Raw genomic sequence first — 24,279 nt, 5'->3', positions numbered from 1 at the left:
CCCGCGTTTCCACATTACCTGGAAGGTCTGATGAACCGCAGCGCAACCAAGGATTGTTCCGGCGGCGCCAGCCTGGAGCTGGCCGAGCAGTTCCGTGTCATTGCCGAAATCGGCGGCGACATTGCGTTCAGCATCGATTGCGCCAGTGGCGAGTTGCGCTACGTGAGCCCTTCCATCGAACAGCTCCTCGGTTATACCCCGGACGAGGTGAAAGCCGGCGTCCGGCCCGGGGCCGACGGCCCGCTCGCCACCCTGTTTGCCGGCCTGCCGGAACGCATGCGGCGTCTGCGCGCGGGCGACCGCAGCCGGCTGCGCCTGGTGCGCGAAGCCGAGCTGCACAGTGCCCACGCTTATCCGGTCCCGGTCGAGATCATTTCCTCGCTGATGTGCGATGCCGCCGGCGAACCCGTTGCCCTGGTCGGCATCCTGCGCGACCTGTCGGCGCGGCGCCTGCGCGAAGCCGAGCAGAAACGCTTCGCCAGCATGCTCAACCATGAATTCCGCACGCCCCTGTCGACCATCGACGGCGCCATCCAGCGCCTGGAAGCGACCAGCAGCCAGGCCGACGAAGGCCGGCGTGCGCGCTACCGCAAGATCGCGGTGGCCACCGACCGCCTGATCGCCATGCTCGACGACTACCTGTCGCCCGAGCGCATGGCGGGCATCGGCAGCGAACGCCAGCCGACCTCGCTTGCGCCGCGCCAGTTGCTCGATGAGGCCGCCGGCCAGGTGCGCGCCGCCGGCCGCGTCGCCAGCGTCCGCACGCGCGACCTGCCCGACTCGCTGCGCTGCAATCCGGAAGGCTTGCGCCTGGCGCTCAAAGTGCTGGTCGACAACGCGATCGCCTACTCAGGCGCCGGCACGACCATCGCGTTCGGCGGCCGTCTGGCGGCCAGCGGCCTGGAACTGAGCGTGCGCGACCACGGTCCCGGCGTGCCGTCCGCTGAACAGGATCGCGTGTTCGACAAGTTTTATCGGGGCAGCAATGCCGACGGCCTGCCCGGCAGCGGCCTGGGCCTGTACATGGCGCGTTCGATCGTCGAGGTGCACGGCGGGGTGCTCAACCTCGTCCACCCGCCCGGCGGCGGCGCCGAATTCCGGATCTGGCTGCCGGTCGCCGGCGCCCCCAAACCCCTTGCACCAAAAGAGTGCAACAGTGATAATCTTCCGCGTTCGCGCCCGCATCCGGACGCCGGAACTCCTGCCACCACCGACAGGCAACCTGAAACAGAGAACATGGCCAATCGATGACGCAGATTCTGATTGTTGAAGACAACGACGATTACGCAGGAGACATGGCCGAGTTCCTGCGCGAACTCGATCATGAAGTAACGGTGGCCACCTCGGCCGCCGACATGTGGGCGGCGCTGACGCGCACGCCCGCCGCCGTGGTCGTGCTCGACCTGGGCTTGCCCGACGAAGACGGTTTTACCGTCATCCCACGCATGCGCCAGCTGTACCCGGAAATCGGTTTACTCGTGCTGACCGGGCGCGTCGCGTTCGACAACCGCATCCTCGGCCTGCAGCTCGGCGCCGACCATTATCTGACCAAGCCGATCAAGTTCCCGGAACTGGCGGCCCACATCGAAGCGCTCGGCCGCCGCGTGAAACCGACCGAGCCGGCGCCGCTGCCGGTCAAGTGGACCCTGCGCGTAAGCGCACGCCAGCTCGAGCTGATGGGGAAGGTCATCGACTTGACCGAAAAGGAATTCAATTTCCTGCACCTGCTGACCATCAACACCCGCCCGGTCCCGCGCGCGACCATCGTCGCCGGCATGGGCGGCGACGACCCGGACGCCAGCCGCCGGGTCGACATGCTGGTCTATCGCCTGCGCAAGAAAACTCGGGCGGCGCTGGGGCAGGAGTTGCCGCTGCGCAGCGCGTATGGAGAAGGCTACAGTTTGTCGGCAGGCTTTACGCTGGCCTAACGTAGGGTGGACTCCCGAGTCCACGCGTTTCGGAGCATGCAGGCCAGCGTGCAATTTCTCGACCGGCACACGTTGTACCGCGTGGACTCGAGAGTCCACCCTACGAGACCCCAGAACACAAAATCGGGACAGAGTCGACTACCATTTCGACAGCTCTGCAATTAATCGGGGACACGGTCGCGCCGCTGCGCTAAAATAAGGCACATTGCCTCCATTTTACGCACCCCATGTCCCGCCAACCCCGCCTCATCCTCCCCAAACAGCCCCACCATATCGTCCAGCGCGGCAACGACCGCCAGGCGATCTTCCGCGAACCCGAAGACTACGAGCGTTTCCTCGGCTGGCTGAGGGAAGCGAGCCGTTCCTACCGGGTCGCGATCCACGCCTACGCGCTGCTGCCGAACCAGATCCACCTGCTCGCCACGCCCGAGACCGAAGAAGGGCTGGCGGCGATGATGCAAAAGCTCGGCCGCTTTTATGTTCCCTGGTATAACGGCAAGTACGCACGCACGGGCGGCTTGTTCGAGGGGCGCTTCCGCACGTCCGTGGTCGACACCGACCGCCATTTCCTGATGTGCAGCCGTTTTATCGAGCTGGCGCCGGTGCGCGAGGGAGAAAGCCAGGAGCCGGCCGCCTACCGCTGGTCGAGCTATCCCCACCATGCGGGCCTGCAGCCGGACGCCACCATCACCGACCACGCCCTGTTCTGGGCATTGGGGAATACCCCGTTCCAGCGCGAGGCCGCCTATACCGAGCTGGTCCAGCAGGGCATTGCCGCCGACGAGCTGGAGCAGATCGGCGCGGCGGTGCGCAGCGGCCAGCCGCTCGGCTCCATGGACTTCAAGCAGCAACTCGAACGCCAGACCCAGCGCCGCATCCTGCCGGCCAAGCGCGGCCGGCCCTTCAAGACGCCGCCGACGGTATCGAACTAATCACTGACGCGGCGCAATGCCGCGTTACCACCCTCCGCCAACCGAAGCGGCACTGCCCATCGGCGCCCACACAAGCCGCTTTCCCACACCCGCAATTTTCTGCTGCCGGTAAGCTCTTCCATTGAATTTCCAACGAGCCTGGCAGCCTTTTTTACCCTAGTTTCGCTATGTCCCCAATTAAGTAATCATGCGGCATCTCATCCATTAATTCGACTCCGACCCTGATTGTTCTTCTTGCTGCCTCTGCTGCATTGCACTATTCTCGGCTTTCAACCCCTGAAAATGCTGTGGAGAGTCTTTCATGATTGCCCAAGGTTTATACGATCCCGCCAATGAACACGATGCCTGTGGCGTTGGTTTCATCGCCCATATCAAGGGCAACAAGAGCCATTCGATTATTGATCAGGGGCTGATGATCCTGAAAAACCTCGACCACCGGGGCGCCGTCGGCGCCGACCCGCTGATGGGCGACGGTGCCGGGATCCTGATCCAGATTCCCGACCAGTACTTCCGCGACGAGATGGCGAAGCAAGGCGTGGAGCTGCCGCCGCCCGGCGAATACGGCGTTGGCATGGTGTTCCTGCCGAAGGAACACGCCTCGCGCATCGCCTGCGAACAGGAAATCGAGCGCGCCGTGCGCATCGAAGGCCAGGTCGTGCTCGGCTGGCGCAACGTGCCGGTCGACGACACCATGCCGATGTCGCCGCGGGTGCGCGAAAAAGAGCCGGTGATCCGCCAGATTTTCATCGGCCGCGGCCCGGACATCATGGTCACCGACGCCCTCGAGCGCAAACTCTACGTGATCCGCAAATCCTCGGGCCACGCGATCCAGGCGCTGAAACTCTTGCACGGCAAGGAATTCTTCGTGCCCTCGATGTCGGCGCGCACCATCGTCTATAAAGGCCTGCTGCTGGCGGACCAGGTCGGCGTGTACTACAAGGACCTGCAGGATCCTCGCTGCGTTTCGGCGCTGGCGCTGGTGCACCAGCGTTTCTCGACGAACACCTTCCCGGAATGGCCGCTGTCCCACCCCTACCGCCTGATCGCCCACAACGGCGAGATCAACACGGTCAAGGGCAACTTCAACTGGACCCGCGCGCGCGAAGGCATGATGAAGTCGGCCGTGCTGGGCGAGGACCTGAATAAACTGTTCCCGCTGATCTATGAGGGCCAGTCCGATACCGCCTGCTTCGACAATGCGCTGGAACTGCTGGTGATGGCCGGCTACCCGATCGCCCAGGCCATGATGATGATGATTCCCGAAGCCTGGGAAAACCACACGGCCATGGACGAGAACCGCAAGGCGTTCTATGAATACCACGCCGCGATGATGGAGCCCTGGGACGGCCCGGCCGCGATGGCGTTCACGGACGGCCGCCACATCGGCGGCACCCTGGACCGCAACGGCCTGCGCCCGGCGCGCTATGTCGTCACCGAAGACGACCTGGTCATCATGGCCTCCGAGTCCGGCGTGCTGCCGATCCCGGAATCGCGGATCGTCAAGAAATGGAGATTACAGCCGGGCAAGATGTTCCTGATCGACCTGGAAGCGGGCCGCATCATCGACGACAAGGAATTGAAGGACACCTACTCGAACGCCAAGCCCTATAAAGCCTGGATCAAGTCGGTGCGCATCAAGCTCAACGAAATCAAGCTGAGCGCGTCCCAAGTCCACACCCCGGCCCAGGGCGAAAAGGCGGCGACCTCGCTGCTGGACCGCCAGCAGGCTTTCGGCTACACCCAGGAAGATTTGAAATTCCTGATGGCGCCGATGGCGGTGCTGGCCGAGGAAGCGACCGGTTCGATGGGCAACGACTCGCCGCTGGCGGTGATGTCGAACAAGCTCAAACCTTTGTATAACTACTTCAAACAATTGTTTGCGCAGGTGACCAACCCGCCGATCGACCCGATCCGCGAGAGCATGGTGATGTCGCTGGTCTCCTTCATCGGGCCGAAGCCGAACCTGCTCGACACCAACAACGTCAATCCGCCGATGCGCCTGGAAGTGTCGCAGCCGGTGCTCGGCTTCGACGACATGGCGCGCCTGCGTTCCATCAGCCTGCATACCGGCGGCAAGTTCAAATCGTATGAACTGAACATCTGCTACCCGGTCGCCTGGGGCAAGGCCGGCATCGAAGCCTCGCTCGCCTCGTTGTGCGCGGAAGCGGTCGACGCCGTCAAATCCGGCCACAACATCCTGATCGTCTCGGACCGCAACGTTTCGAGCGAGCAGGTCGCGATTCCCGCCCTGCTGGCCACGTCCACTATCCACCAGCACCTGGTGGGCCGCGGCCTGCGCGCCTCGACCGGCCTGGTGGTGGAAACCGGCTCGGCCCGCGAAACCCACCACTTCGCTCTGCTGGCCGGCTACGGCGCGGAAGCCGTGCACCCGTATCTTGCGCTGGAAACCCTGGCCGACCTGGCCCAGCATCTGCCGCACGAGATGGACCCGAGCGTCGCCGCCTACAACTATACGAAGGCAGTCGGCAAGGGCCTCATGAAGGTGATGTCGAAGATGGGCATCTCGACCTACATGTCCTACTGCGGCGCCCAGATCTTCGAGGCGGTCGGCCTGAACAAGTCGCTGGTCGACAAGTACTTCCGCGGCACCTCGTCGACGGTGGAAGGCATCGGCCTGTTCGAGGTGGCCGAAGAAGCGCTGCGCCTGCACAACCTGGCCTTCGGCAACGACCCGCTGTTGGCGAACGCGCTCGACACGGGCGGCGAATACGCCTTCCGCGTGCGCGGCGAAGACCACATGTGGACGCCGGACGCGATCGCCAAGCTGCAGCACTCGACCCGCGCCAACAATTTCAACACCTATAAAGAGTACGCGCAGATCATCAACGACCAGAACCGCCGCCACCTGACGCTACGCGGCCTGTTCGAGTTCAAGATCGATCCAAGCCGTGCGATTCCGCTGGGCGAAGTCGAGCCGGCGAAAGAAATCGTGAAACGTTTCGCCACCGGCGCCATGTCGCTCGGTTCGATCTCGACCGAAGCGCACGCCACGCTGGCGATTGCCATGAACCGCATCGGCGGCAAGAGCAACACGGGCGAGGGCGGCGAAGACCCGCGCCGTTACCTGAACGAATTCAAGGGCATCAAGATCAGCCAGGGCGAGACGCTCGCGTCCGTGATCGGCAGCGACCGCGTGGCGGTCGACATCCCGCTGCTCGAGGGCGATTCGCTGCGGTCGAAGATCAAGCAGGTAGCCTCGGGCCGTTTCGGGGTCACCGCCGAGTACCTGAGTTCCGCCGACCAGATCCAGATCAAGATGGCGCAGGGCGCGAAACCGGGAGAAGGCGGTCAGCTGCCTGGCCACAAGGTGTCGGAATACATTGCCTCCCTGCGCTTCTCGGTGCCGGGCGTGGGCCTGATTTCTCCGCCGCCGCACCACGACATCTATTCGATCGAAGACCTGGCGCAGCTGATCCACGACCTGAAAAACGCGAATCCGGCCGCCTCGATTTCCGTGAAACTGGTGTCGGAAGTGGGCATTGGCACGGTTGCCGCCGGCGTGTCGAAGGCAAAGGCCGACCACGTGGTCGTCGCCGGCCACGATGGCGGCACGGGCGCCTCGCCGCTGTCCTCGGTCAAGCACGCCGGTACGCCGTGGGAACTGGGCCTGGCTGAAACCCAGCAGACTCTGGTGCTGAACGGCCTGCGCAGCCGCATCCGCGTGCAGGCCGACGGCCAGATGAAGACCGGCCGCGACGTCGTGATTGCCGCCCTGCTCGGCGCCGACGAGATCGGTTTTGCCACCGCCCCGCTGGTGGTCGAAGGCTGCATCATGATGAGAAAATGCCACCTGAACACCTGCCCGGTGGGCGTGGCCACGCAGGATCCGGTGCTGCGCGCCAAGTTCCAGGGCAAGCCGGAACACGTGGTCAATTACTTCTTCTTCGTGGCCGAAGAGGCGCGCCAGCTGATGGCGCAGCTGGGCATCCGCACTTACGACGAACTGATCGGCCGCGCCGACCTGCTCGATAAATCGAAGGCGATCACGCACTGGAAGGCGCAGGGCCTCGATTTCGCCAACATCTTCTATCAGCCGCACAGCGACGAGCCGCGCAACCTGTTCCACACGGGCGAGCAGGACCACGGCCTGGACCGCGCGCTCGACCACAAGCTGATCACGCAGGCGCGGGCGGCACTGGAGAAGGGCGAGCGCGTGTCCTTCATCTCGCCGGTGAAAAACGTCAACCGCACGGTGGGCACCATGCTGTCGGGCGAAGTCGCCAAGCGCTATGGTCATGCCGGGCTGCCGGACGACACCATCCACATCCAGCTGCACGGCACGGCCGGGCAGTCGGCGGCGGCCTTCCTGGCGGCCGGCATCACGATCGACCTGGTGGGCGAGGGCAACGACTACGTCGGCAAGGGCCTGTCGGGCGGGCGCGTGATCGTGCGCCCGAACACGGAGTTCCGCGGCTGGGCGGTGGACAACATCATCGTCGGCAACACCGTGCTGTACGGCGCGATTTCCGGCGAAGCCTATTTCAATGGCGTGGCCGGCGAGCGCTTCGCGGTGCGTAACTCGGGCGCCATCGCCGTGGTCGAAGGCTGCGGCGACCATGGCTGCGAATACATGACCGGCGGCACCGTCGTCGTGCTCGGCGAAACCGGGCGCAACTTCGCGGCCGGCATGTCGGGCGGCGTGGCCTATGTCTACGATCCGAAGGACGAATTCGAGGGCCGCTGCAACACGACCATGGTCAACCTCGAGCGCGTCGTGGCGACGAAAGAACAGGGCGACGTCTCCGGCTGGCACAGCCAGGCACGCGACGGCGAGCGCGAGTCGGACGAAGTCATCCTGCGCCGCCTGATCGAGCGCCACTTCAAGCACACCGGCAGCACCCGTGCCCGCCAGCTGCTCGACGACTGGGCCAACAGCCGCGGCAAGTTTGTCAAAGTCTTCCCGACCGACTACAAGCGCGCCCTGGAAGAAATGCACAACAGCAGCATGGAAGAAGCGAACGACAAGATCGAACTGGCTGCTTAAGGCTCGAACAACATACCGTAGGGTGGACGGCTCGTAATTCAGGCCCCCGGCCTGAATTACTCCACGCGTTCAACCCGCATCAGCGCAGCCGTGCTGCATAAAGAATAGACGGTGCCCGACACCGGCAAAGCAAAGGATAACAACGTGGGCAAAATCACCGGCTTCATGGAATTCGAACGGCAGGAAGAAGATCACCTCGACCCCGCCGCACGCGTCAAGAACTACAAGGAATTCGTCCTCACCCTGACCGACGGCCAGGCCAAGGTCCAGGGCGCGCGCTGCATGGACTGCGGCATCCCCTTCTGCAACACGGGCTGCCCGGTCAACAACATGATCCCCGACTGGAACGACCTGGTCTATCACAACAATTACAAGGCGGCCAGCGACAACCTGCACTCGACCAATAACTTCCCGGAAGTGACCGGCCGCGTCTGCCCGGCACCCTGCGAAGCGGCCTGCACGCTCGGCATCAACGACGAACCGGTCGGCATCAAGTCGATCGAGCGCAAGATCGCCGACGCCGCCTGGGAACGCGGCCATGTCGTGCCGCAGCCGCCCCTCGTGAAAACCGGTAAAAAGGTGGCCGTGATCGGTTCCGGCCCGGCCGGCCTGGCCGCCGCCCAGCAGCTGGCGCGTGCCGGCCACGACGTGACGGTGTTCGAAAAGAGCGACCGCATCGGCGGCCTGCTGCGCTACGGCATCCCCGACTTCAAAATGGAAAAGGGTCTCATCGACCGCCGCGTCGAGCAGATGCAGGCCGAGGGCGTGACTTTCCGCACCAGCGTCCTGATCGGCAAGGATTTCCCTGCCACCGTCAGCAACATGGCGCGCGACACGATCTTCCCCGAAGACCTGCACGCCGAGTTCGACGCCATCGTCATGGCCGGCGGCGCCGAGCAGCCGCGCGATTTGCCTGTGCCAGGCCGCGAACTGAAGGGCGTGCACTTCGCGATGGATTTCCTGCCGCAGCAAAACCGGGCGAATGCCGGCGATAAAGTGAAAGACCAGATCAAGGCGACCGGCAAGCACGTGGTCGTGATCGGCGGCGGCGATACCGGTTCCGACTGCGTCGGCACCTCGAACCGTCACGGCGCCGTCTCGGTCACCCAGTTCGAGCTGATGCCGATGCCGCCCGAGCAGGAGAACAAGCCGCTCGTCTGGCCTTACTGGCCGACCAAGCTGCGCACCTCGTCCTCGCACGAGGAAGGCTGCGAACGCGATTTCGCCGTCGCCACCAAACGTTTCGAAGGCAAGAACGGCAAGGTCGACAAGCTCATCGCCTGCCACGTCGAGTGGAAAGACGGCAAGATGACCGAAATCCCCGGCAGCGAATTCGAGATGCAGGCCGACCTGGTCTTCCTCGCCATGGGTTTTGTTTCGCCTGTGCAGCAGGTGCTCGACGCCTTCGGCGTGCAGAAGGATGCGCGCGGCAATGCGCGGGCAACGGTCGACGGAGAGAATGCCTACCAGACCTCGGCACCGAAAGTGTTCGTTGCCGGCGACATGCGCCGCGGCCAGTCGCTGGTGGTGTGGGCGATCCGCGAAGGGCGGCAGTGTGCACGCGCGGTTGATGAGTTCCTGATGGGCTCGTCCGTACTGCCGCGTTAATTGTCTTTGTAGGGTGGGCACGTCATTGAAGCCCCCAGCTTCAATGACCCCACGCTGTACGGCGTTAAATAGTCGAGCCTCCAATAACGCCGTGGAAACGCGACGGTATGACCGCGTGGACTCAAGAGTCCGGTAAACCCGTGATCGAGGCCACTGGCCTCAATCACCCCTGCAAAACCCCCCATATTCCTCTTCCGCAGTGCAGCAAAACCGGCGTTTTGCGCAGCCCGGTTCACAATCTGCATATGCACCTCAAATGTGTTGGTTTAAGGCAAAACTGCTTTAGAAACACCAATGTATGTATGTCTCATGGAATTTCCTTATAGAAATCATGGACTTGCGCGCAAAAATATCTGACTTTTCGGTTATTAGTGTTGTAGTTACACATCGGCACACGGCGAAAAACTGAGGGGTGCCAAGCAGGCATTGTGGTTTCTGCACTACAATACGGGATTCCCCAAAACCGACTACCCCCTGTGCCTAACCTTGTAGAAATACGTGATCTCGAGTTCGCCTACGGCGATCGCAAGATCCTGTCGAACCTGCGCATGGATTTCCCGCGCGGCAAGCTCATTGCCGTCATGGGTGGTTCCGGCTGCGGCAAGACCACGGTGCTGCGCCTGATCGGCGGACAAATCCGTCCCCAGCGCGGCGAAGTGCGGGTCGGCGGCGAGACCGTACACAAGCTCAATACCGAAGGCCTGTACCGCCTGCGCCGGCGCATGGGCATGCTGTTCCAGTTCGGCGCCCTGTTCACCGACCTCAGCATTTTTGACAACGTCGCCTTCCCGCTGCGCGAGCATACCGACCTGTCGGAAGAGCTGATCCGCGACCTGGTCCTGATGAAGCTGAACGCCGTCGGCCTGCGCAATGCCTCCAAGCTGAAGCCGGGCGAAATTTCCGGCGGCATGGCGCGCCGCGTCGCCGTGGCGCGCGCGATCGCGCTCGATCCCGAACTCATCATGTACGACGAGCCCTTCGCCGGCCTCGACCCGATCTCGATGGGCCTGACCGCCAGCCTGATCCGCAACCTGAACGATGCGCTGGGCTCCACGTCCATCCTCGTCTCGCACGACGTCAACGAAACCTTCGCCATCGCCGATTACGTCTACTTCATGTCGGCCGGCAAGATCGTCGCCGAAGGCACGCCGGCCGAGCTGCGCGTGTCGACCGATCCGTACGTGAAACAGTTCGTGAATGCCGAGCCGGACGGCCCGGTGCCCTTCCATTATCCGGGCACCTCGCTGGCGGACGACCTCGGCCTGGGAGCGCAGCGATGATCCTGCGTTTCCTTGAAAGTGCCGGCGCCACCGTGCGCGAGTCGATCGAAAGCCTGGGCTTTGCCACGCGGGCGTTTTTCAACCTGCTGCGTTTCTCGCCGGGCGCCTTCCGCCGTCCCAGCCTTATTTCCGAGCAGATCCACTTCATCGGCAATTATTCGCTGGTGATCACGATCGTGTCCGGCATGTTTGTCGGCCTCGTGCTGGGCCTGCAGTTCTACGTCAACCTGATCCAGTTCGGCGCCGAGGAAAAGCTCGGTTCCCTGACCGCCCTGTCGCTGATCCGCGAACTCGGCCCGGTCGTGACCGCGCTTCTGTTCGCGGGCCGCGCGGGCACTTCGCTGACGGCCGAAATCGGCCTGATGAAAGCCGGCGAGCAGCTGTCGGCCATGGAAATGATGGCCGTCAATCCGGTGCAGCGCGTGCTGGCACCCCGTTTCTGGGGCGGCGTCATCGCCATGCCGGTGCTGGCCGCCGTGTTCTCGGCCGTCGGCATCATGGGCAGCTACCTGGTCGCCGTCAAGATGCTCAGCCTCGACGAAGGCGCCTTCTGGTCGCAGATGCAGGCCGGCGTCGACGTGCGCCGCGACGTGGTCAGCAGCATCATCAAAAGTTTCGTGTTCGGCATTGCCGTGACCTTCACCGCCGTGTTCCAGGGCTACCACGTCAAGCCGACCCCGGCCGACGTCGCCCGCGCGACCACGCGTACCGTCGTCATCGCTTCGCTGCTGGTGCTGGGCCTTGACTTCGTCATGACCGCATTAATGTTCACGCAGTAAATACGACAATAACTGTTTGGTTTGGCCGCGCACAGACGGCCTGAATACTAGGAATTACTATGCACCGTAAAATCATCGATGTCTGGGTTGGATTGTTCGTCCTGCTGGGCGCTGCCGCCGTTCTGTTCCTCGCACTGCAGGCAGGAAACATGAGCTCGCTCTCGTTCGCCGAGACCTATGCCGTGACCGGAAAATTCGACAACATTGGTGGATTGAAGCCGCAGGCGCCAGTCAAGAGCGCCGGTGTCGTGGTCGGCCGGGTAGGCGACATTAGCTTCGACGACAAGACCTATCAGGCGCTGGTGCGCCTTGACCTGGACCCAAGCTACAAGTTCCCGAAAGATTCGTCGCTCAAGATCCTGACCGCAGGACTGCTGGGCGAGCAATACATCGGCATCGAGCCGGGCGGCGAGACGACCAACCTCGTCGACGGCGATCGAATCAATCGTACCCAATCGGCCACCGTGCTGGAAGACCTGATCAACCAGTTCATCTACAGCAAGGCGGCCGAAGGAAAGGAAGGCAGCGAATGAAGAGCAAGAAGACGAATGCTGTAACCCGCCGTACCGGCCTGGTGCTGGCGCTGGCCGCCAGCGCCGCGCTGGCCGGCTGCGCCACCCCGAGCAATCCGCAAGACCCGTTCGAAAAGTTCAACCGCGCCACCTTCGCCTTCAACGACACGGTCGACCGCGTGGCCCTCAAGCCGGCCGCGACCGCCTACAAGAAGGTGCTCCCTGGTTTCGCCCAGACTGGCGTGAACAATTTCTTCGGCAACTTGTCGGACGCCTGGAGCTCGGTTAACAACCTGCTGCAAGGCAAGGGCGAGGACGGCATGACCGACCTCACCCGTTTCGCCCTGAACTCGACCTTCGGCATTGCCGGCCTGCTCGACATCGCGTCGGAAGCCGGGCTGCAAAAACACAACGAGGATTTCGGCCAGACGCTGGGGGTGTGGGGCGTTCCTTCCGGTCCTTACTTGATGTTGCCACTGTTGGGCCCATCTACCGTCCGTGACACCGCTGCCTTGCCGGCCGACTTCGCGGCCGATCCATGGTCGTACAAGACCCCGGTCAACGTGCGCAACATCGGCATCGGCGTGCGCGCCATCGACCAGCGTGCCTCCATCCTCGAGGCCTCGAACCTGTTCGAAGAAGCCGCCCTCGACCGTTACGAGTTCATCCGCGACGGCTACCTGCAGCGCCGCCAGAGCCGCGTGTACGACGGCGAAAGTGGCCCTGCCGACGAGGCGCCGACGCAGGACGAGGCGTCGAAAGAGGACGCAGCGCAGCAGCCGGCCTCGAACACGCAAGTGGTGCCGGAACCTGCGGCGCCGGCCGAGACGCAGCGGAAGTAAGACGCAACGTAACAATTGTATGCATGTATGAAGTTGGATTACACGCCGCTGGACGCGGCGCATACTTCCACTTTTCCGCAAACAACTAGAAAAGAGAGCTTATGAAACCAATCGCCCAACTGATCGCCACCGCAGCCACTGTTGCACTCGCCACCACCGTCATCGTCGCCCCGGCCCGCGCGCAAAATGAAACCCCGGACGCGCTCGTCAAGCGCATCAGCGCCGACGTCATCGAGACCGTCAAGGCCGACAAGGACATCCAGGCCGGCAACCGTTCGCGCATCATGGAACTGGTCAACACCAAGATCCTGCCGCACGTGGATGCCGAGAAAATGACGGCGCAGGCCGCCGGCCGCTTCTGGCGCCAGGCCACTCCGGAACAGCAGAAGCGCCTGTCGGAAGAATTCCGCACGCTGCTGGTGTACACCTACTCGGGCGCGCTGTCGCAGATCAAGAACGAAACCGTCGAGTTCAAGCCGATGCGCGCGGAAGCCGGCGCCACCGACGTCGAAGTGCGTTCGCAGGTGAACGTCGCCAGGGGCGAGCCGATCACCCTGAACTACCGCCTGGCCAAGGGCACGCAAGGCTGGAAGATCTACGACATCAACGTGCTGGGCGCCTGGCTGGTCGAGACCTACAAGGGCACCTTCGCCGCCGAGATCAACAAGTCGGGCATCGACGGGCTGATCAACAAACTGGCCGAGCGCAACAAGCAGCTGGCGAGCAAGCCGCTGAAGGCGCCGAAGTAAATGGCCGAAGCGAATCCGATGTTGTCGCTCGACGCCCTGACCTTCGACACCGCCCAGGCGGCGCTGGAGCAGGGCTGCCTGGCGATTCGTGCCGGCGAGACCGTGTTCGACCTCGGCGGCGTGCGCGCCGCCGATTCCTCGGGCGTGGCCCTGCTGCTGGCCTGGCAACGCCGCGCCCGCGATGCGGGGCAGAAGCTTACCTTCATCAATGTGCCGGCGAACATCGATGCGCTGACGCAGCTGTACGGTCTGGACGGCGTGCTGGCGCGGGGTTGACGTAGGGTGGGCACCCCGTGCCCACGCGTAAGCTTGCGTCATCCGCGGCGTGTCAACCGCGCGTCCCAATAACGCATTTCACATCGATACCGTATCGGGTTGCATCCGGAACGTGATCGGTACGCAAGCATCGCATTTCCCACCACGGTCGCCGATGACGCCCGGTTCCGCGTGGGCACGGGGTGCCCACCCTACCACCCCGGCAACCCGCCAGCCTCTTGCATTCCCGATTTCCCCTATAATGGGTCGTTTCCCCGCCCGGCCTTCGTGCGCCCGCACCGCGGCCACTCCAAGAATAATGACAGCGATCCAGATTAACAGCGTCGAGAAAAGCTACAAGGCCTTCAAGGCCCTGAAAGGCGTTTCCCTGAAGATCGAACAGGGCGAATTCTTCGGCCTGCTCGGGCCGAACGGCGCCGGCAAGACCACCCTGATTTCCACCATCGCCGGCCTGATTCGCCCGGATGTCGGCAGCGTTGCCATCCACGGCCACGACGTCGTCACCGATTTCCGCGAAGCGCGCAAGAAACTCGGCGTGGTGCCGCAGGAACTGGTGTTCGACCCCTTCTTCACGGTGCGCGAAACCCTGCGCCTGCAGTCGGGTTACTTCGGCATCAAGAACAACGACAAGTGGATCGACGAGGTCATGGAAAACCTCGATTTGACCAGCAAGGCCGACGTCAACATGCGCGCGCTCTCGGGCGGCATGAAGCGGCGCGTGCTGGTGGCCCAGGCGCTGGTCCATAAACCGCCCGTCATCGTGCTCGACGAGCCGACCGCCGGCGTCGACGTCGAACTGCGCCAGACCCTGTGGAAATTCATCTCGCGCCTGAACCGCGAAGGCGGGCACACGGTCGTGCTGACCACCCACTACCTCGAAGAAGCGCAGGCCATGTGCCAGCGCGTGGCGATGCTCAAATCCGGACAAGTCGTCGCACTCGACACGATGAGCGCGCTGCTGCGCCGCGTGTCTGGCTCGCAGCTGATCGTGCACCTGAAAAGCGGCGACTTGCCGGCTGAGCTGCGTCACCTGGTCTCGCACGACGAACACCAGAATGGCAATCTCAGTGGCACCAAGTACAGCCTGCGCGTCAACGATTATTCGGAAGTCGAACCCATCCTGGCGCGCCTGCGCGAATCCGGCGCCGTCATCGACGAGATGCAGCTGCAGCAGGCCGACCTGGAAGACATCTTCCTGCAAATTATGGAAAAGGGCGCCCTGTGAATTTCGTCTCCGTTGGTTTCCGCACCCTGTTCTACAAAGAGATGCTGCGCTTCTGGAAGGTGGCGACGCAGACGATCGCCGCGCCCATCCTGACCGCGATGCTCTACCTGCTGATCTTCGGCCACGTGCTCGAAGGCCGGGTCGAAGTCTATCCAGGCGTGAGTTACACCGCCTTCCTGGTGCCCGGCCTGGTCATGATGAGCGTGCTGCAGAACGCCTTCGCCAATTCCTCGTCCTCGCTGATCCAGTCGAAAATTACCGGCAACCTGGTCTTCATCCTGCTGCCGCCGCTGTCGCACTGGGAAATCTTGCTCGCCTATGTGTCGGCGTCGGTCGTGCGCGGCCTGGTCGTGGGCGCCGGCGTGTTCGCCATTACCGCCTGGTTCGCGCACCTGTCGTTCGCGGCGCCGCTGTGGATCGTCGTGTTCGCCGTGCTGGGCGCGGCCATCCTCGGCACCCTGGGCGTGATTGCCGGCATCTGGGCCGACAAGTTCGACCAGCTGGCCGCCTTCCAGAACTTCCTGATCATGCCGGCGACCTTCCTCGCCGGTGTGTTCTATTCGATCCACTCGCTGCCGGCTTTCTGGCAGGCAGTCTCGCATTTCAACCCGTTCTTTTATATGATTGACGGGTTCCGCCACGGATTCTTCGGCCAGTCCGACATCTCGCCGTGGACCAGCCTTGCCATCGTCTCCGCGTTCTTCGCGGTGCTCGCGGCAGTGGCGATCAACCTGCTGCGCGGCGGCTACAAGTTACGCCACTGAGGGCGTACCCAGTACTTCACTGAGCCGCATTGAAACTATAGACTTAGGACTTATCGTGTCGACCACTCCAGAACTGATCCACAGCTACATCGCCAACGGCCTGCAATGCACGCACCTGCAAGTCGAAGGCGACGGACGCCATTTCTCGGCCCTGATCGTCTCGCCCGCCTTTGCCGGCAAGCGCCCGATCCAGCGCCACCAGCTGGTCTATGCGGCGCTCGGCGACCGCATGCGCGAAGAGATCCACGCGCTGTCGATGAAAACCCTGACGCCGGAAGAATACGGAGGCTGAGCATGGATAAACTGCAAATTGTCGGCGGCAAGCGCCTGAACGGAGAAATCGCGGTCTCGGGCGCCAAGAACGCGGCGCTGCCCATCCTGTGCGCGGGCCTGCTCACGGGCGGCGACGTCGCCCTGTCGAACGTGCCGCGCCTGCACGACGTCAAGACCATCCTGAAGCTGCTCGAGCAGACCGGCCTGAAGGTGACCCAGGACGACGAGAACGTCACCCTGAACGGCGCCAACATCACGAGCCTGGAAGCGCCGTATGAACTGGTGAAAACCATGCGCGCGTCGATCCTCGTGCTCGGCCCGCTGCTGGCGCGCTTCGGCGAAGCCAAGGTGTCGCTGCCGGGCGGCTGCGCGATCGGTTCGCGCCCGGTCGACCAGCACATCAAGGGCCTGCGCCAGATGGGAGCCGAGATCACGATCGAAGGCGGCTACATCCATGCCAAGGCGAAGAAATTAAAAGGTGCGCGCATCCTGACCGACATGATCACGGTCACCGGCACCGAGAACCTCCTGATGGCCGCCACCCTGGCCGAAGGAGAGACGGTGCTGGAAAACGCGGCGCGCGAGCCGGAAGTGACCGACCTCGCCAACCTGCTGGTGGCCATGGGCGCGAAGATCGAGGGCATCGGCACCGACCGCCTGGTGATCCAGGGCGTCGCCGAACTGCATGGCGCCAGCCACGCCGTCATTTCCGACCGCATCGAAGCGGCGACCTTCCTGTGCGCGGTCGCGGCCACCGGCGGCGACATTTTGTTGACCAACACCCGCACCGACATCTTCGACGTCGCACTGGATAAGCTGCGCGAAGTCGGCCTGCAGATGGACATCGGCACGAACACGATTCGCGCCCGCATGGACGCGCGCCCGCAGCCTGTGTCCTTCCGCACCACCGAATACCCGGGCTTCCCGACCGACATGCAGGCCCAGTTCATGGCGGTGAACACCATCGCCGCCGGCCCGAGCCGCGTGACCGAAACCATCTTCGAGAACCGCTTCATGCACGTGCAGGAGATGAACCGCCTGGGCGCCCAGATCGGCACCGAAGGTAATACCGCTTTCATCAAGGGCGTCGAGCGCCTGGTGGGCGCGCCCGTGATGGCCACCGACCTGCGCGCCTCGGCCTCGTTGGTGATCGCCGGCATGGCCGCCGAAGGCACGACCCTGATCGACCGCATCTACCACCTCGACCGCGGCTACGACCGCATGGAAGTCAAATTGTCGAAGGTTGGCGCCGACATCGTGCGCATCAAATAATGACGACAACTATCGCAACACAATCGCCCGACGACGGCCTGATCCTCGCGCTGTCGAAGGGCCGCATCTTCGAGGACACGCTGCCCCTGCTGGAAGCGGCCGGCATCACGGTGCTGGAAAACCCGGACACCTCGCGCAAACTCATCCTGCCGACCAACGACCCGAGCGTGCGCGTGCTGATCGTGCGCGCCACCGACGTGCCGACCTATGTGCAGTATGGCGCGGCCGACTTCGGCGTGGCCGGCAAGGACGTGCTGCTCGAGCATGGCGGCGAGGGCATGTACCAGCCGGTCGACCTGAACATCGCCAGCTGCCGCATGTCGGTGGCGGTCAATGCCGGCTTCGATTACGCGACCGCCGTGCGCCAGGGCGCGCGCCTGCGCGTGGCGACCAAGTTCGTCAACACCGCGCGCCAGCACTTCGCCAGCAAGGGCGTGCACGTCGACCTCATCAAACTGTACGGCTCGATGGAACTGGCGCCCCTGGTGGGATTGTCGGACGCCATCGTCGACGTGGTCTCGACCGGCAACACGCTGCGCGCCAACAACCTGGTCGAAGTCGAGAAGATCATGGACATCTCCTCGCGCCTGGTCGTCAACCAGGCCGCACTGAAACTCAAGCGCGCGCGCTTGCAACCGATTATCGCGGCGTTCGAAAAAGCGTCGACAACCCAAGGCTGAACCCCATGGCTGTACAGATCCGCAAACTCGACTCCACCCATGACGGCTTCCACGCGCAGCTGCATGCGCTGCTGGCCTTCGAGGCCGCAACCGACGATGCGATCGAGTCCGCCGTGGCGAAGATCCTCGCCGATGTCAAGGCGCGCGGGAACGCCGCGGTGCTGGAGTACACCAACCGCTTCGACCGCGTGAACGCCGCCGGCATGGCCGCCTTCGACCTGTCGCAGGACGAGCTGCACGCCGCCCTGGCCGCGCTGCCGGACGCCCAGCGCAGCGCGCTGCAGACCGCCGCCGAACGCATCCGCGTGTTCCACGAGCGCCAGAAGCAGGAGTTGAAAGGGTTTACCTATACCGAGCCTGACGGCACCGTGCTCGGCCAGCGCGTCACGCCGCTCGACCGGGTCGGCATCTACGTCCCGGGCGGCAAGGCGGCTTACCCGTCGTCGGTGCTGATGAACGCGATTCCCGCGCAGGTGGCAGGCGTCAAGGATATCGTCATGGTGGTGCCGACCCCGGACGGCGTGAAAAACCAGATGGTGCTGGCGGCCGCCGCGATTGCCGGCGTGACGCGCGTGATCACCATCGGCGGCGCGCAAGCCGTCGCGGCGCTGGCCTACGGCACCGAGACCATCCCCGCCGTCGATAAAATCGTCGGCCCCGGCAACGCCTATGTGGCCGCCGCCAAGCGCCGCGTGTTCGGCACGGTCGGCATCGACATGATCGCCGGACCCTCGGAAATTCTGGTGCTGTGCGACGGCACGACCGACCCGGACTGGGTGGCGATGGACCTGTTCTCCCAGGCCGAGCACGACGAGCTGGCGCAGGCGATCCTGCTGTGCCCCGACGCCGGCTACATCGCCCGCGTGGAAGCGAGCATCCACAAGCTGCTGCCGACCATGCCGCGCGCGGCCACCATCACGACCTCGCTGGGCGACCGCGGGGCCCTGGTGAAAGTGCGCGACATGGCGGAAGCCTGCGCAATCGCCAACGACATCGCCGCCGAGCACTTAGAGATCTCGGCGGAGCATCCGCAGCAGTGGGCCGAGCAGATCCGCCACGCCGGCGCCATGTTCCTCGGGCGCTTCTCGTCCGAGTCGCTGGGCGATTATTGCTGCGGCCCGAACCACGTGCTGCCGACCTCGCGCACGGCGCGCTTCTCGTCGCCGCTGGGCGTGTACGACTTCCAGAAACGCTCCTCGATTATCGAGGTCAGCGAAGCCGGCGCCCAGACCCTGGGCAAGGTGGCGGCGGAACTCGCCTACGGCGAAGGCTTGCAGGCGCACGCGCGCAGCGCCGAATTGCGACTGAACCCCGTGCCCAGCAGCCGGTCATGACGGACTGGGTCAACCAGGTCTTTTGCGAGGACGCCCTGGCGGGCCTCGCACGCATTCCGGATGGCGCGGTTGACCTGATCCTGACCGACCCGCCGTACAACCTCGGCAAGGACTACGGCAACGGCTCCGACCAGCAGAGCGTCGAAGCCTACCTCGCCTGGACCGAGGAGTGGATCGATGCCGCGCTGCCCAAGCTCAAACCCAACGGCAGCCTGTACATCTTCCTCACCTGGCGCTTCGCGCCCGAGATCTTCGTGATGCTGAAAAAGCGCATGACGATGATGAACGAGATCATCTGGGACCGGCGCGTACCGTCCATGGGCGGCAGCGTGCGCAGCTTCTCGTCGGTGCACGACACCATCGGTTTTTTCGTCAACCGCAAAGACTATTATTTCGACCTCGACGCGGTGCGCATCCCCTACGACGAAGCGACGAAAAAGGCGCGTTCGCGCTCGATTTTCGTGGGCGCCAAATGGCTCGAGGTCGGCTACAACCCGAAGGATGTGTGGAGCGTGTCGCGCCTGCACCGCGAGCACCCGGAGCGCGCCGACCACCCGACCCAGAAGCCGCTCGAGATCATCGAGCGTATGGTCAAGGCGTCCTGCCCGGCGGGCGGCATCGTGCTCGACCCTTTCATGGGCAGCGGCACCACCGCGATTGCCGCGCGCAACACAGGCCGCCAGTACGCCGGTTTCGAGCTGAATCCGGAATACTGCGCCATCATCGAGGAGCGCCTGGCCGCGCCGCAGCCCGCCCTGACCATCAAACAACGCAAGAGCATCGCGCGCGAGGCGAAAGCGGCCATCCGCGCCGCCAGCGCTACCCGTTCCACCCGCGCCACCGAGGAGAAAGCATGAGCTTCATCGACAACCTGATCGCCAACGTCATCCGCGAAGACATCCGTGCCGACAGCGCCTACGCGGTGCCGGATGCCGACGGCTTCATCAAGCTCGATGCGATGGAAAACCCGTACGAGCTGCCGCGCGCACTGCGCGAGGAGCTGGGACAACGGCTCGCCGACGCGGTACTGAACCGCTACCCGCGCGGGTCCTACGCGACGCTCAAGGACAAAGTATGCAGCAAGCTCGGCATCCCGGCCGGCTACGACGTCCTGCTCGGCAACGGCTCCGACGAACTGATCCAGATCGTCACGACCACGGTCGCCAACCAGAAGCGGCGCGCCACCGTGCTGGCGCCGGTGCCGGCCTTTGTCATGTATTCGCGCTCGGCCCAGTTCGCGGGCGCCGATTTCGTCGGCGTCAAGCTGAAACCCGACTTCTCGCTCGACATGGAAGCCATGCTGGCCGCGATCGCCCTGCACCAGCCGGCCGTGGTCTTCCTGGCCTACCCGAACAACCCGACCGGCAACCTGTTCGCCGTCGAGGACATCGAAGCGATCCTGCACGCGCTGGGCGAGCACGGCATCGCCGTGCTGGACGAGGCCTACCAGCCCTTCGCGCGCCAGACCTTCATGGACCGCCTCGGCGACTTCGAGAACCTGGTCGTGATGCGCACCGTCTCCAAGCTGGGGCTGGCGGGCATCCGCCTCGGCTACATGACGGCCGCGCCTCAGCTGCTGGCCGAGTTCGAGAAGGTGCGCCCGCCCTACAACGTCAACGTACTGACCCAGGTGGCGGCCGAATTCGTGCTCGACCATGTCGAGATACTGGACGAGCAAGCCGAGCGCATCAATGCCGAGCGCGGGCGCCTGGCCGCCGAACTGGCGGCCTTGCCGGGAGTCGAAGTATTTCCGTCGTCGGCGAATTTCATCTCGCTGCGCGTGCCCGACGCCGCTGCGGTCTGCGAGAAACTGGCGCTTGAGAAGGTGCTGGTCAAAAATTTGAGTAGAATGCATGGCATGCTGGCCAATTGCATTCGTGTCACGGTCAGCACGCCGGAAGAGAATTCCGCGTTCCTGAACAGCCTGAAAGGCGCCCTCGGCGCCTGATTTTCACCCGTCTTCACGAGTTTCCCACGAGTCCCTTCATGACCCGCACCGCAGATATCACCCGCAACACCAACGAGACGCAGATCCGCGTCTCGGTCAACCTCGACGGTACCGGCCGCCAGAAACTGAACACCGGCGTTCCCTTCCTCGACCACATGCTCGACCAGATCGCGCGCCACGGCATGATCGACCTGGAAGTCGAGGCCGTGGGTGACCTGCACATCGACGCCCACCATACGGTCGAGGACACCGGCATCACCCTCGGCATGGCGATCGCCAAGGCGGTCGGCGACAAGAAGGGCATGACCCGCTATGGCCATTCCTACGTGCCGCTCGACGAGGCGCTGTCGCGCGTGGTCATCGATTTCTCCGGCCGTCCGGGCCTGGAAATGCACATCCCCTGGACGCGCGCCATGATCGGTACCTTCGATGTCGACCTGACGGGCGAGTTCTTCCGCGGCTTCGTCAACCACGCCGGCGTGACCCTGCACATCGACAACCTGCGCGGCGTGAACGCCCACCACCAGTGCGAGACGGTGTTCAAAGCGTTTGGCCGCGCGCTGCGCATGGCGACCACGCTCGACGAGCGCGCCGCCGGCATCATCCCTTCGACCAAAGGCAGCCTGTAAAGGACTGACCAAACGATGACGAACAAGATCGTAGTGGTCGATGGGCTCGGCAACCTGCGCTCGGTAGCGCAGGCTTTACGGGCCGCGGCGCCGGAAGCCGACATCCTGGTCTCGAACCGGGCGAGCGATATCGATGCGGCCGACCGCATCGTGCTGCCGGGGCAGGGCGCCATGCGCGACTGCATGAACAGCCTGCGCGAGTCCGGCGCCGAGGACGCCTTGCGCCGCGCCGTCGCGACGCGCCCGGTGATGGGCGTGTGCGTCGGCGAGCAGATGCTGTTCGACGAGAGCGAAGAGAACGGCGGCACGCCCGGCCTGGGCCTGTTGCCGGGCAAGGTGGTGCGCTTCCAACTCGATGGGAAGACGCAGGCCGACGGCTCGCGCTTCAAAGTGCCGCAGATGGGCTGGAACCGCGTGCGCCAGACCCGGCATCATCCCCTGTGGGACGGCGTCGAGGACGGCAGTTATTTCTATTTCGTGCACAGCTATTACGTCGCGCCCGAGAACGCCGGCGACACCATCGGCGAAGCCGATTACGGTGGCGCCTACACCTGCGCCGTCGCGCGCGACAACCTCGTCGCCACCCAGTTCCACCCCGAGAAAAGCGCGGCCGCGGGGCTGCGCCTGTACCAGAATTTCATCCACTGGAAACCCTGATTTTTCCGCCACTTTACCGACTACGACCATGCTGCTGATCCCCGCCATCGACCTGAAAGACGGTCACTGCGTTCGCCTGAAACAGGGCGATATGGACCTCGCCACCGTCTTCTCCGAAGACCCCGCCGAAATGGCCCTGCATTGGCTGCAGAAAGGCGCGCGCCGCCTGCACCTGGTCGACCTGAACGGCGCCTTTGCCGGCAAGCCGAAGAACGAACCGGCCATCAAGTCGATCCTGCAGGTCGTCCAGGAATTCGCGGAAGAAAACGGCATCGACGAGATCCCGGTCCAGCTCGGGGGCGGCATCCGCGACCTCGACACCATCGAGCGCTACCTCGACGACGGCATCAGCTACATCATCGTCGGCACCGCGGCGGTGAAAAACCCGGGCTTCCTGCACGACGCCTGCGGCGCCTTCCCCGGTTCCATCATCGTCGGCCTCGACGCCAAGGACGGTAAAGTGGCCACCGACGGCTGGAGCAAGATGTCGGGCCACGAAGTCATCGACCTGGCCCAGAAATTCGAGGGCTACGGCGTCGAATCGATCATCTACACCGACATCGGCCGCGACGGCATGATGGGCGGCGTGAACATCGAAGCGACCGTGCGCCTGGCGCAGGCGGTGCGCATCCCGATCATCGCGTCCGGCGGCCTGCACAACCTGGCCGACGTCGAGGCGCTGTGCGCGGTGCAGGACGAAGGCATCGAAGGCGTCATCTGCGGCCGCTCGATCTATGAAGGCACGCTCGACCTGGCCTCGGCCCAGTTGCGCGCCGACGAACTGACCGAGGGCGAGGAAGCCTGAGGGCGGACGTAAATTTTATGCTGGCAAAACGCATCATCCCCTGCCTCGACGTGACGGGCGGGCGCGTCGTCAAGGGCGTCAATTTCACCGAACTGCGCGACGCCGGCGACCCGGTCGAGATCGCGCGCCGCTATGACGGGCAAGGCGCCGACGAGATCACCTTCCTCGACATCACGGCGTCCTCCGACGGCCGCGACCTGATCCTGCCGATCATCGAAGCGGTCGCCTCCACCGTCTTCATTCCGCTGACGGTGGGCGGCGGCGTGCGCAAGGTCGAGGACGTGCGCCGCCTGCTCAACGCCGGCGCCGACAAGGTGTCGATGAACACCTCGGCCGTCCAGAATCCGCAGCTCGTCTTCGACGCCTCGCAAAAACACGGCGCCCAGTGCATCGTGGTGGCGATCGACGCCAAGCAGGTCGCCCCCGGCCGCTGGGAAGTGTTTACCCATGGCGGACGCAACGCCACCGGCATGGATGCGGTCGAATGGGCGCGCAAACTCGAACAGCTGGGCGCCGGCGAGCTGCTGCTCACCAGCATGGACCGCGACGGCACCAAGTCCGGTTTCGACCTGGGCCTGACGCGCGCCGTGTCGGATGCGGTCGGTATCCCCGTGATCGCCTCGGGCGGCGTCGGCGGCCTGCAGGACCTGGCCGACGGCGTATTGCAGGGGCATGCCGATGCGGTGCTGGCGGCCTCCATCTTCCACTACGGGCAGCACACGGTCGGCGAAGCGAAGCGCTTCATGGCCGAGCGCGGCATCCCGATGCGCCTGGAGTGAGC

23 protein-coding genes are annotated in these 24,279 nt (G+C 64.2%); all 23 read left to right on the top strand.

Annotated features, from left to right (window positions below):
• Positions 1–30: 30 nt before the first annotated feature.
• The 23 genes from ACWCIA_RS04410 to hisF all read left to right on the top strand — a co-directional run bounded on the left by ACWCIA_RS04410 (position 31) and on the right by hisF (position 24,277).
• Positions 31–1,251: an ATP-binding protein gene (locus ACWCIA_RS04410; RefSeq protein ID WP_454161321.1), complete on the top strand. Its 1,221-nt coding sequence runs from the start codon at positions 31–33 to the stop codon at positions 1,249–1,251.
• Complete coding sequence (locus ACWCIA_RS04405; protein ID WP_454161319.1) at positions 1,248–1,928, top strand: response regulator transcription factor; 681 nt, start codon at positions 1,248–1,250, stop codon at positions 1,926–1,928. The genes ACWCIA_RS04410 and ACWCIA_RS04405 overlap by 4 nt, the downstream gene beginning before the upstream one ends.
• Before the next feature lie 227 nt (positions 1,929–2,155).
• The gene (locus ACWCIA_RS04400; protein WP_454161317.1) at positions 2,156–2,860 is read left to right on the top strand and encodes a transposase; all 705 of its coding nucleotides are present in this window, start codon (positions 2,156–2,158) and stop codon (positions 2,858–2,860) included.
• A 301-nt stretch (positions 2,861–3,161) separates the two neighbouring features.
• The gene (locus ACWCIA_RS04395) at positions 3,162–7,865 is read left to right on the top strand and encodes a glutamate synthase-related protein (RefSeq protein WP_454161315.1); all 4,704 of its coding nucleotides are present in this window, start codon (positions 3,162–3,164) and stop codon (positions 7,863–7,865) included.
• Between the two features lie 144 nt (positions 7,866–8,009).
• Positions 8,010–9,473, top strand: a complete 1,464-nt coding sequence (locus ACWCIA_RS04390; protein WP_454161313.1) for a glutamate synthase subunit beta — start codon at positions 8,010–8,012, stop codon at positions 9,471–9,473.
• Between the two features lie 476 nt (positions 9,474–9,949).
• Positions 9,950–10,753 carry an ABC transporter ATP-binding protein gene (locus tag ACWCIA_RS04385; protein WP_454161312.1) on the top strand — a complete coding sequence of 268 codons (804 nt, stop codon included), beginning with the start codon at positions 9,950–9,952 and terminating at the stop codon, positions 10,751–10,753.
• Positions 10,750–11,532 (top strand): lipid asymmetry maintenance ABC transporter permease subunit MlaE, encoded by a 783-nt coding sequence (mlaE, locus tag ACWCIA_RS04380; protein ID WP_454161311.1) that lies wholly within the window; start codon positions 10,750–10,752, stop codon positions 11,530–11,532. Before ACWCIA_RS04385 ends, mlaE begins: the two co-directional genes overlap by 4 nt.
• A 59-nt stretch (positions 11,533–11,591) precedes the next feature.
• The gene (gene mlaD, locus ACWCIA_RS04375) at positions 11,592–12,065 is read left to right on the top strand and encodes an outer membrane lipid asymmetry maintenance protein MlaD (protein ID WP_454161309.1); all 474 of its coding nucleotides are present in this window, start codon (positions 11,592–11,594) and stop codon (positions 12,063–12,065) included.
• On the top strand, positions 12,062–12,886 hold the full coding sequence (locus ACWCIA_RS04370) for an MlaA family lipoprotein (protein WP_454161307.1): 825 nt from the start codon (positions 12,062–12,064) through the stop codon (positions 12,884–12,886). Before mlaD ends, ACWCIA_RS04370 begins: the two co-directional genes overlap by 4 nt.
• 101 nt (positions 12,887–12,987) lie before the next feature.
• Positions 12,988–13,635: an MlaC/ttg2D family ABC transporter substrate-binding protein gene (locus ACWCIA_RS04365; protein ID WP_454161305.1), complete on the top strand. Its 648-nt coding sequence runs from the start codon at positions 12,988–12,990 to the stop codon at positions 13,633–13,635.
• The gene (locus ACWCIA_RS04360) at positions 13,636–13,911 is read left to right on the top strand and encodes an STAS domain-containing protein (RefSeq protein ID WP_379743549.1); all 276 of its coding nucleotides are present in this window, start codon (positions 13,636–13,638) and stop codon (positions 13,909–13,911) included.
• Between the two features lie 298 nt (positions 13,912–14,209).
• Positions 14,210–15,136, top strand: coding sequence for an ABC transporter ATP-binding protein (locus ACWCIA_RS04355; RefSeq protein ID WP_454161303.1), 927 nt, complete (start codon positions 14,210–14,212; stop codon positions 15,134–15,136).
• A complete protein-coding gene (locus ACWCIA_RS04350; protein WP_454161302.1) occupies positions 15,133–15,900 on the top strand; it encodes an ABC transporter permease in 768 nt (255 codons plus the stop codon). The genes ACWCIA_RS04355 and ACWCIA_RS04350 overlap by 4 nt, the downstream gene beginning before the upstream one ends.
• Before the next feature lie 55 nt (positions 15,901–15,955).
• Positions 15,956–16,192 carry a BolA family protein gene (locus ACWCIA_RS04345; RefSeq protein WP_454161301.1) on the top strand — a complete coding sequence of 79 codons (237 nt, stop codon included), beginning with the start codon at positions 15,956–15,958 and terminating at the stop codon, positions 16,190–16,192.
• 2 nt (positions 16,193–16,194) lie between these two features.
• Positions 16,195–17,445 (top strand): UDP-N-acetylglucosamine 1-carboxyvinyltransferase, encoded by a 1,251-nt coding sequence (murA, locus tag ACWCIA_RS04340; protein ID WP_454161299.1) that lies wholly within the window; start codon positions 16,195–16,197, stop codon positions 17,443–17,445.
• On the top strand, positions 17,445–18,125 hold the full coding sequence (gene hisG, locus ACWCIA_RS04335; protein WP_454161297.1) for an ATP phosphoribosyltransferase: 681 nt from the start codon (positions 17,445–17,447) through the stop codon (positions 18,123–18,125). The genes murA and hisG overlap by 1 nt, the downstream gene beginning before the upstream one ends.
• A gap of 5 nt (positions 18,126–18,130) precedes the next feature.
• A complete protein-coding gene (hisD, locus tag ACWCIA_RS04330) occupies positions 18,131–19,459 on the top strand; it encodes a histidinol dehydrogenase (RefSeq protein ID WP_454161296.1) in 1,329 nt (442 codons plus the stop codon).
• A complete protein-coding gene (locus ACWCIA_RS04325) occupies positions 19,456–20,316 on the top strand; it encodes a DNA-methyltransferase (RefSeq protein ID WP_454161294.1) in 861 nt (286 codons plus the stop codon). Before hisD ends, ACWCIA_RS04325 begins: the two co-directional genes overlap by 4 nt.
• Positions 20,313–21,407: a histidinol-phosphate transaminase gene (gene hisC / locus ACWCIA_RS04320; RefSeq protein ID WP_454161293.1), complete on the top strand. Its 1,095-nt coding sequence runs from the start codon at positions 20,313–20,315 to the stop codon at positions 21,405–21,407. The genes ACWCIA_RS04325 and hisC overlap by 4 nt, the downstream gene beginning before the upstream one ends.
• A gap of 38 nt (positions 21,408–21,445) precedes the next feature.
• Entirely contained in the window at positions 21,446–22,036 is a 591-nt protein-coding gene (gene hisB / locus ACWCIA_RS04315) for an imidazoleglycerol-phosphate dehydratase HisB (RefSeq protein ID WP_193687690.1), read from the top strand.
• A 15-nt stretch (positions 22,037–22,051) separates the two neighbouring features.
• Positions 22,052–22,693 (top strand): imidazole glycerol phosphate synthase subunit HisH, encoded by a 642-nt coding sequence (gene hisH, locus ACWCIA_RS04310; RefSeq protein ID WP_454161291.1) that lies wholly within the window; start codon positions 22,052–22,054, stop codon positions 22,691–22,693.
• Between the two features lie 28 nt (positions 22,694–22,721).
• The gene (gene hisA / locus ACWCIA_RS04305; protein ID WP_454161290.1) at positions 22,722–23,498 is read left to right on the top strand and encodes a 1-(5-phosphoribosyl)-5-[(5-phosphoribosylamino)methylideneamino]imidazole-4-carboxamide isomerase; all 777 of its coding nucleotides are present in this window, start codon (positions 22,722–22,724) and stop codon (positions 23,496–23,498) included.
• Between the two features lie 17 nt (positions 23,499–23,515).
• Complete coding sequence (gene hisF / locus ACWCIA_RS04300; RefSeq protein WP_454161288.1) at positions 23,516–24,277, top strand: imidazole glycerol phosphate synthase subunit HisF; 762 nt, start codon at positions 23,516–23,518, stop codon at positions 24,275–24,277.
• Positions 24,278–24,279 lie beyond the last annotated feature (2 nt).

The organism is Massilia sp. SYSU DXS3249, from assembly GCF_053668055.1.
This window is presented reverse-complemented; position numbering and strand designations above follow the sequence as displayed.

Coding starts and splice junctions, on each gene's coding strand:
- ACWCIA_RS04355 (WP_454161303.1), top strand. CDS start 14,210: ATGACAGCGATCCAGATTAACAGCGTCGAGAAAAGCTACAAGGCCTTC.
- ACWCIA_RS04410 (WP_454161321.1), top strand. CDS start 31: ATGAACCGCAGCGCAACCAAGGATTGTTCCGGCGGCGCCAGCCTGGAG.
- hisG (WP_454161297.1), top strand. CDS start 17,445: ATGACGACAACTATCGCAACACAATCGCCCGACGACGGCCTGATCCTC.
- ACWCIA_RS04370 (WP_454161307.1), top strand. CDS start 12,062: ATGAAGAGCAAGAAGACGAATGCTGTAACCCGCCGTACCGGCCTGGTG.
- ACWCIA_RS04400 (WP_454161317.1), top strand. CDS start 2,156: ATGTCCCGCCAACCCCGCCTCATCCTCCCCAAACAGCCCCACCATATC.
- mlaE (WP_454161311.1), top strand. CDS start 10,750: ATGATCCTGCGTTTCCTTGAAAGTGCCGGCGCCACCGTGCGCGAGTCG.
- hisC (WP_454161293.1), top strand. CDS start 20,313: ATGAGCTTCATCGACAACCTGATCGCCAACGTCATCCGCGAAGACATC.
- hisF (WP_454161288.1), top strand. CDS start 23,516: ATGCTGGCAAAACGCATCATCCCCTGCCTCGACGTGACGGGCGGGCGC.
- hisH (WP_454161291.1), top strand. CDS start 22,052: ATGACGAACAAGATCGTAGTGGTCGATGGGCTCGGCAACCTGCGCTCG.
- ACWCIA_RS04325 (WP_454161294.1), top strand. CDS start 19,456: ATGACGGACTGGGTCAACCAGGTCTTTTGCGAGGACGCCCTGGCGGGC.
- hisA (WP_454161290.1), top strand. CDS start 22,722: ATGCTGCTGATCCCCGCCATCGACCTGAAAGACGGTCACTGCGTTCGC.
- ACWCIA_RS04405 (WP_454161319.1), top strand. CDS start 1,248: ATGACGCAGATTCTGATTGTTGAAGACAACGACGATTACGCAGGAGAC.
- mlaD (WP_454161309.1), top strand. CDS start 11,592: ATGCACCGTAAAATCATCGATGTCTGGGTTGGATTGTTCGTCCTGCTG.
- murA (WP_454161299.1), top strand. CDS start 16,195: ATGGATAAACTGCAAATTGTCGGCGGCAAGCGCCTGAACGGAGAAATC.
- ACWCIA_RS04365 (WP_454161305.1), top strand. CDS start 12,988: ATGAAACCAATCGCCCAACTGATCGCCACCGCAGCCACTGTTGCACTC.
- ACWCIA_RS04395 (WP_454161315.1), top strand. CDS start 3,162: ATGATTGCCCAAGGTTTATACGATCCCGCCAATGAACACGATGCCTGT.
- hisB (WP_193687690.1), top strand. CDS start 21,446: ATGACCCGCACCGCAGATATCACCCGCAACACCAACGAGACGCAGATC.
- ACWCIA_RS04360 (WP_379743549.1), top strand. CDS start 13,636: ATGGCCGAAGCGAATCCGATGTTGTCGCTCGACGCCCTGACCTTCGAC.
- hisD (WP_454161296.1), top strand. CDS start 18,131: ATGGCTGTACAGATCCGCAAACTCGACTCCACCCATGACGGCTTCCAC.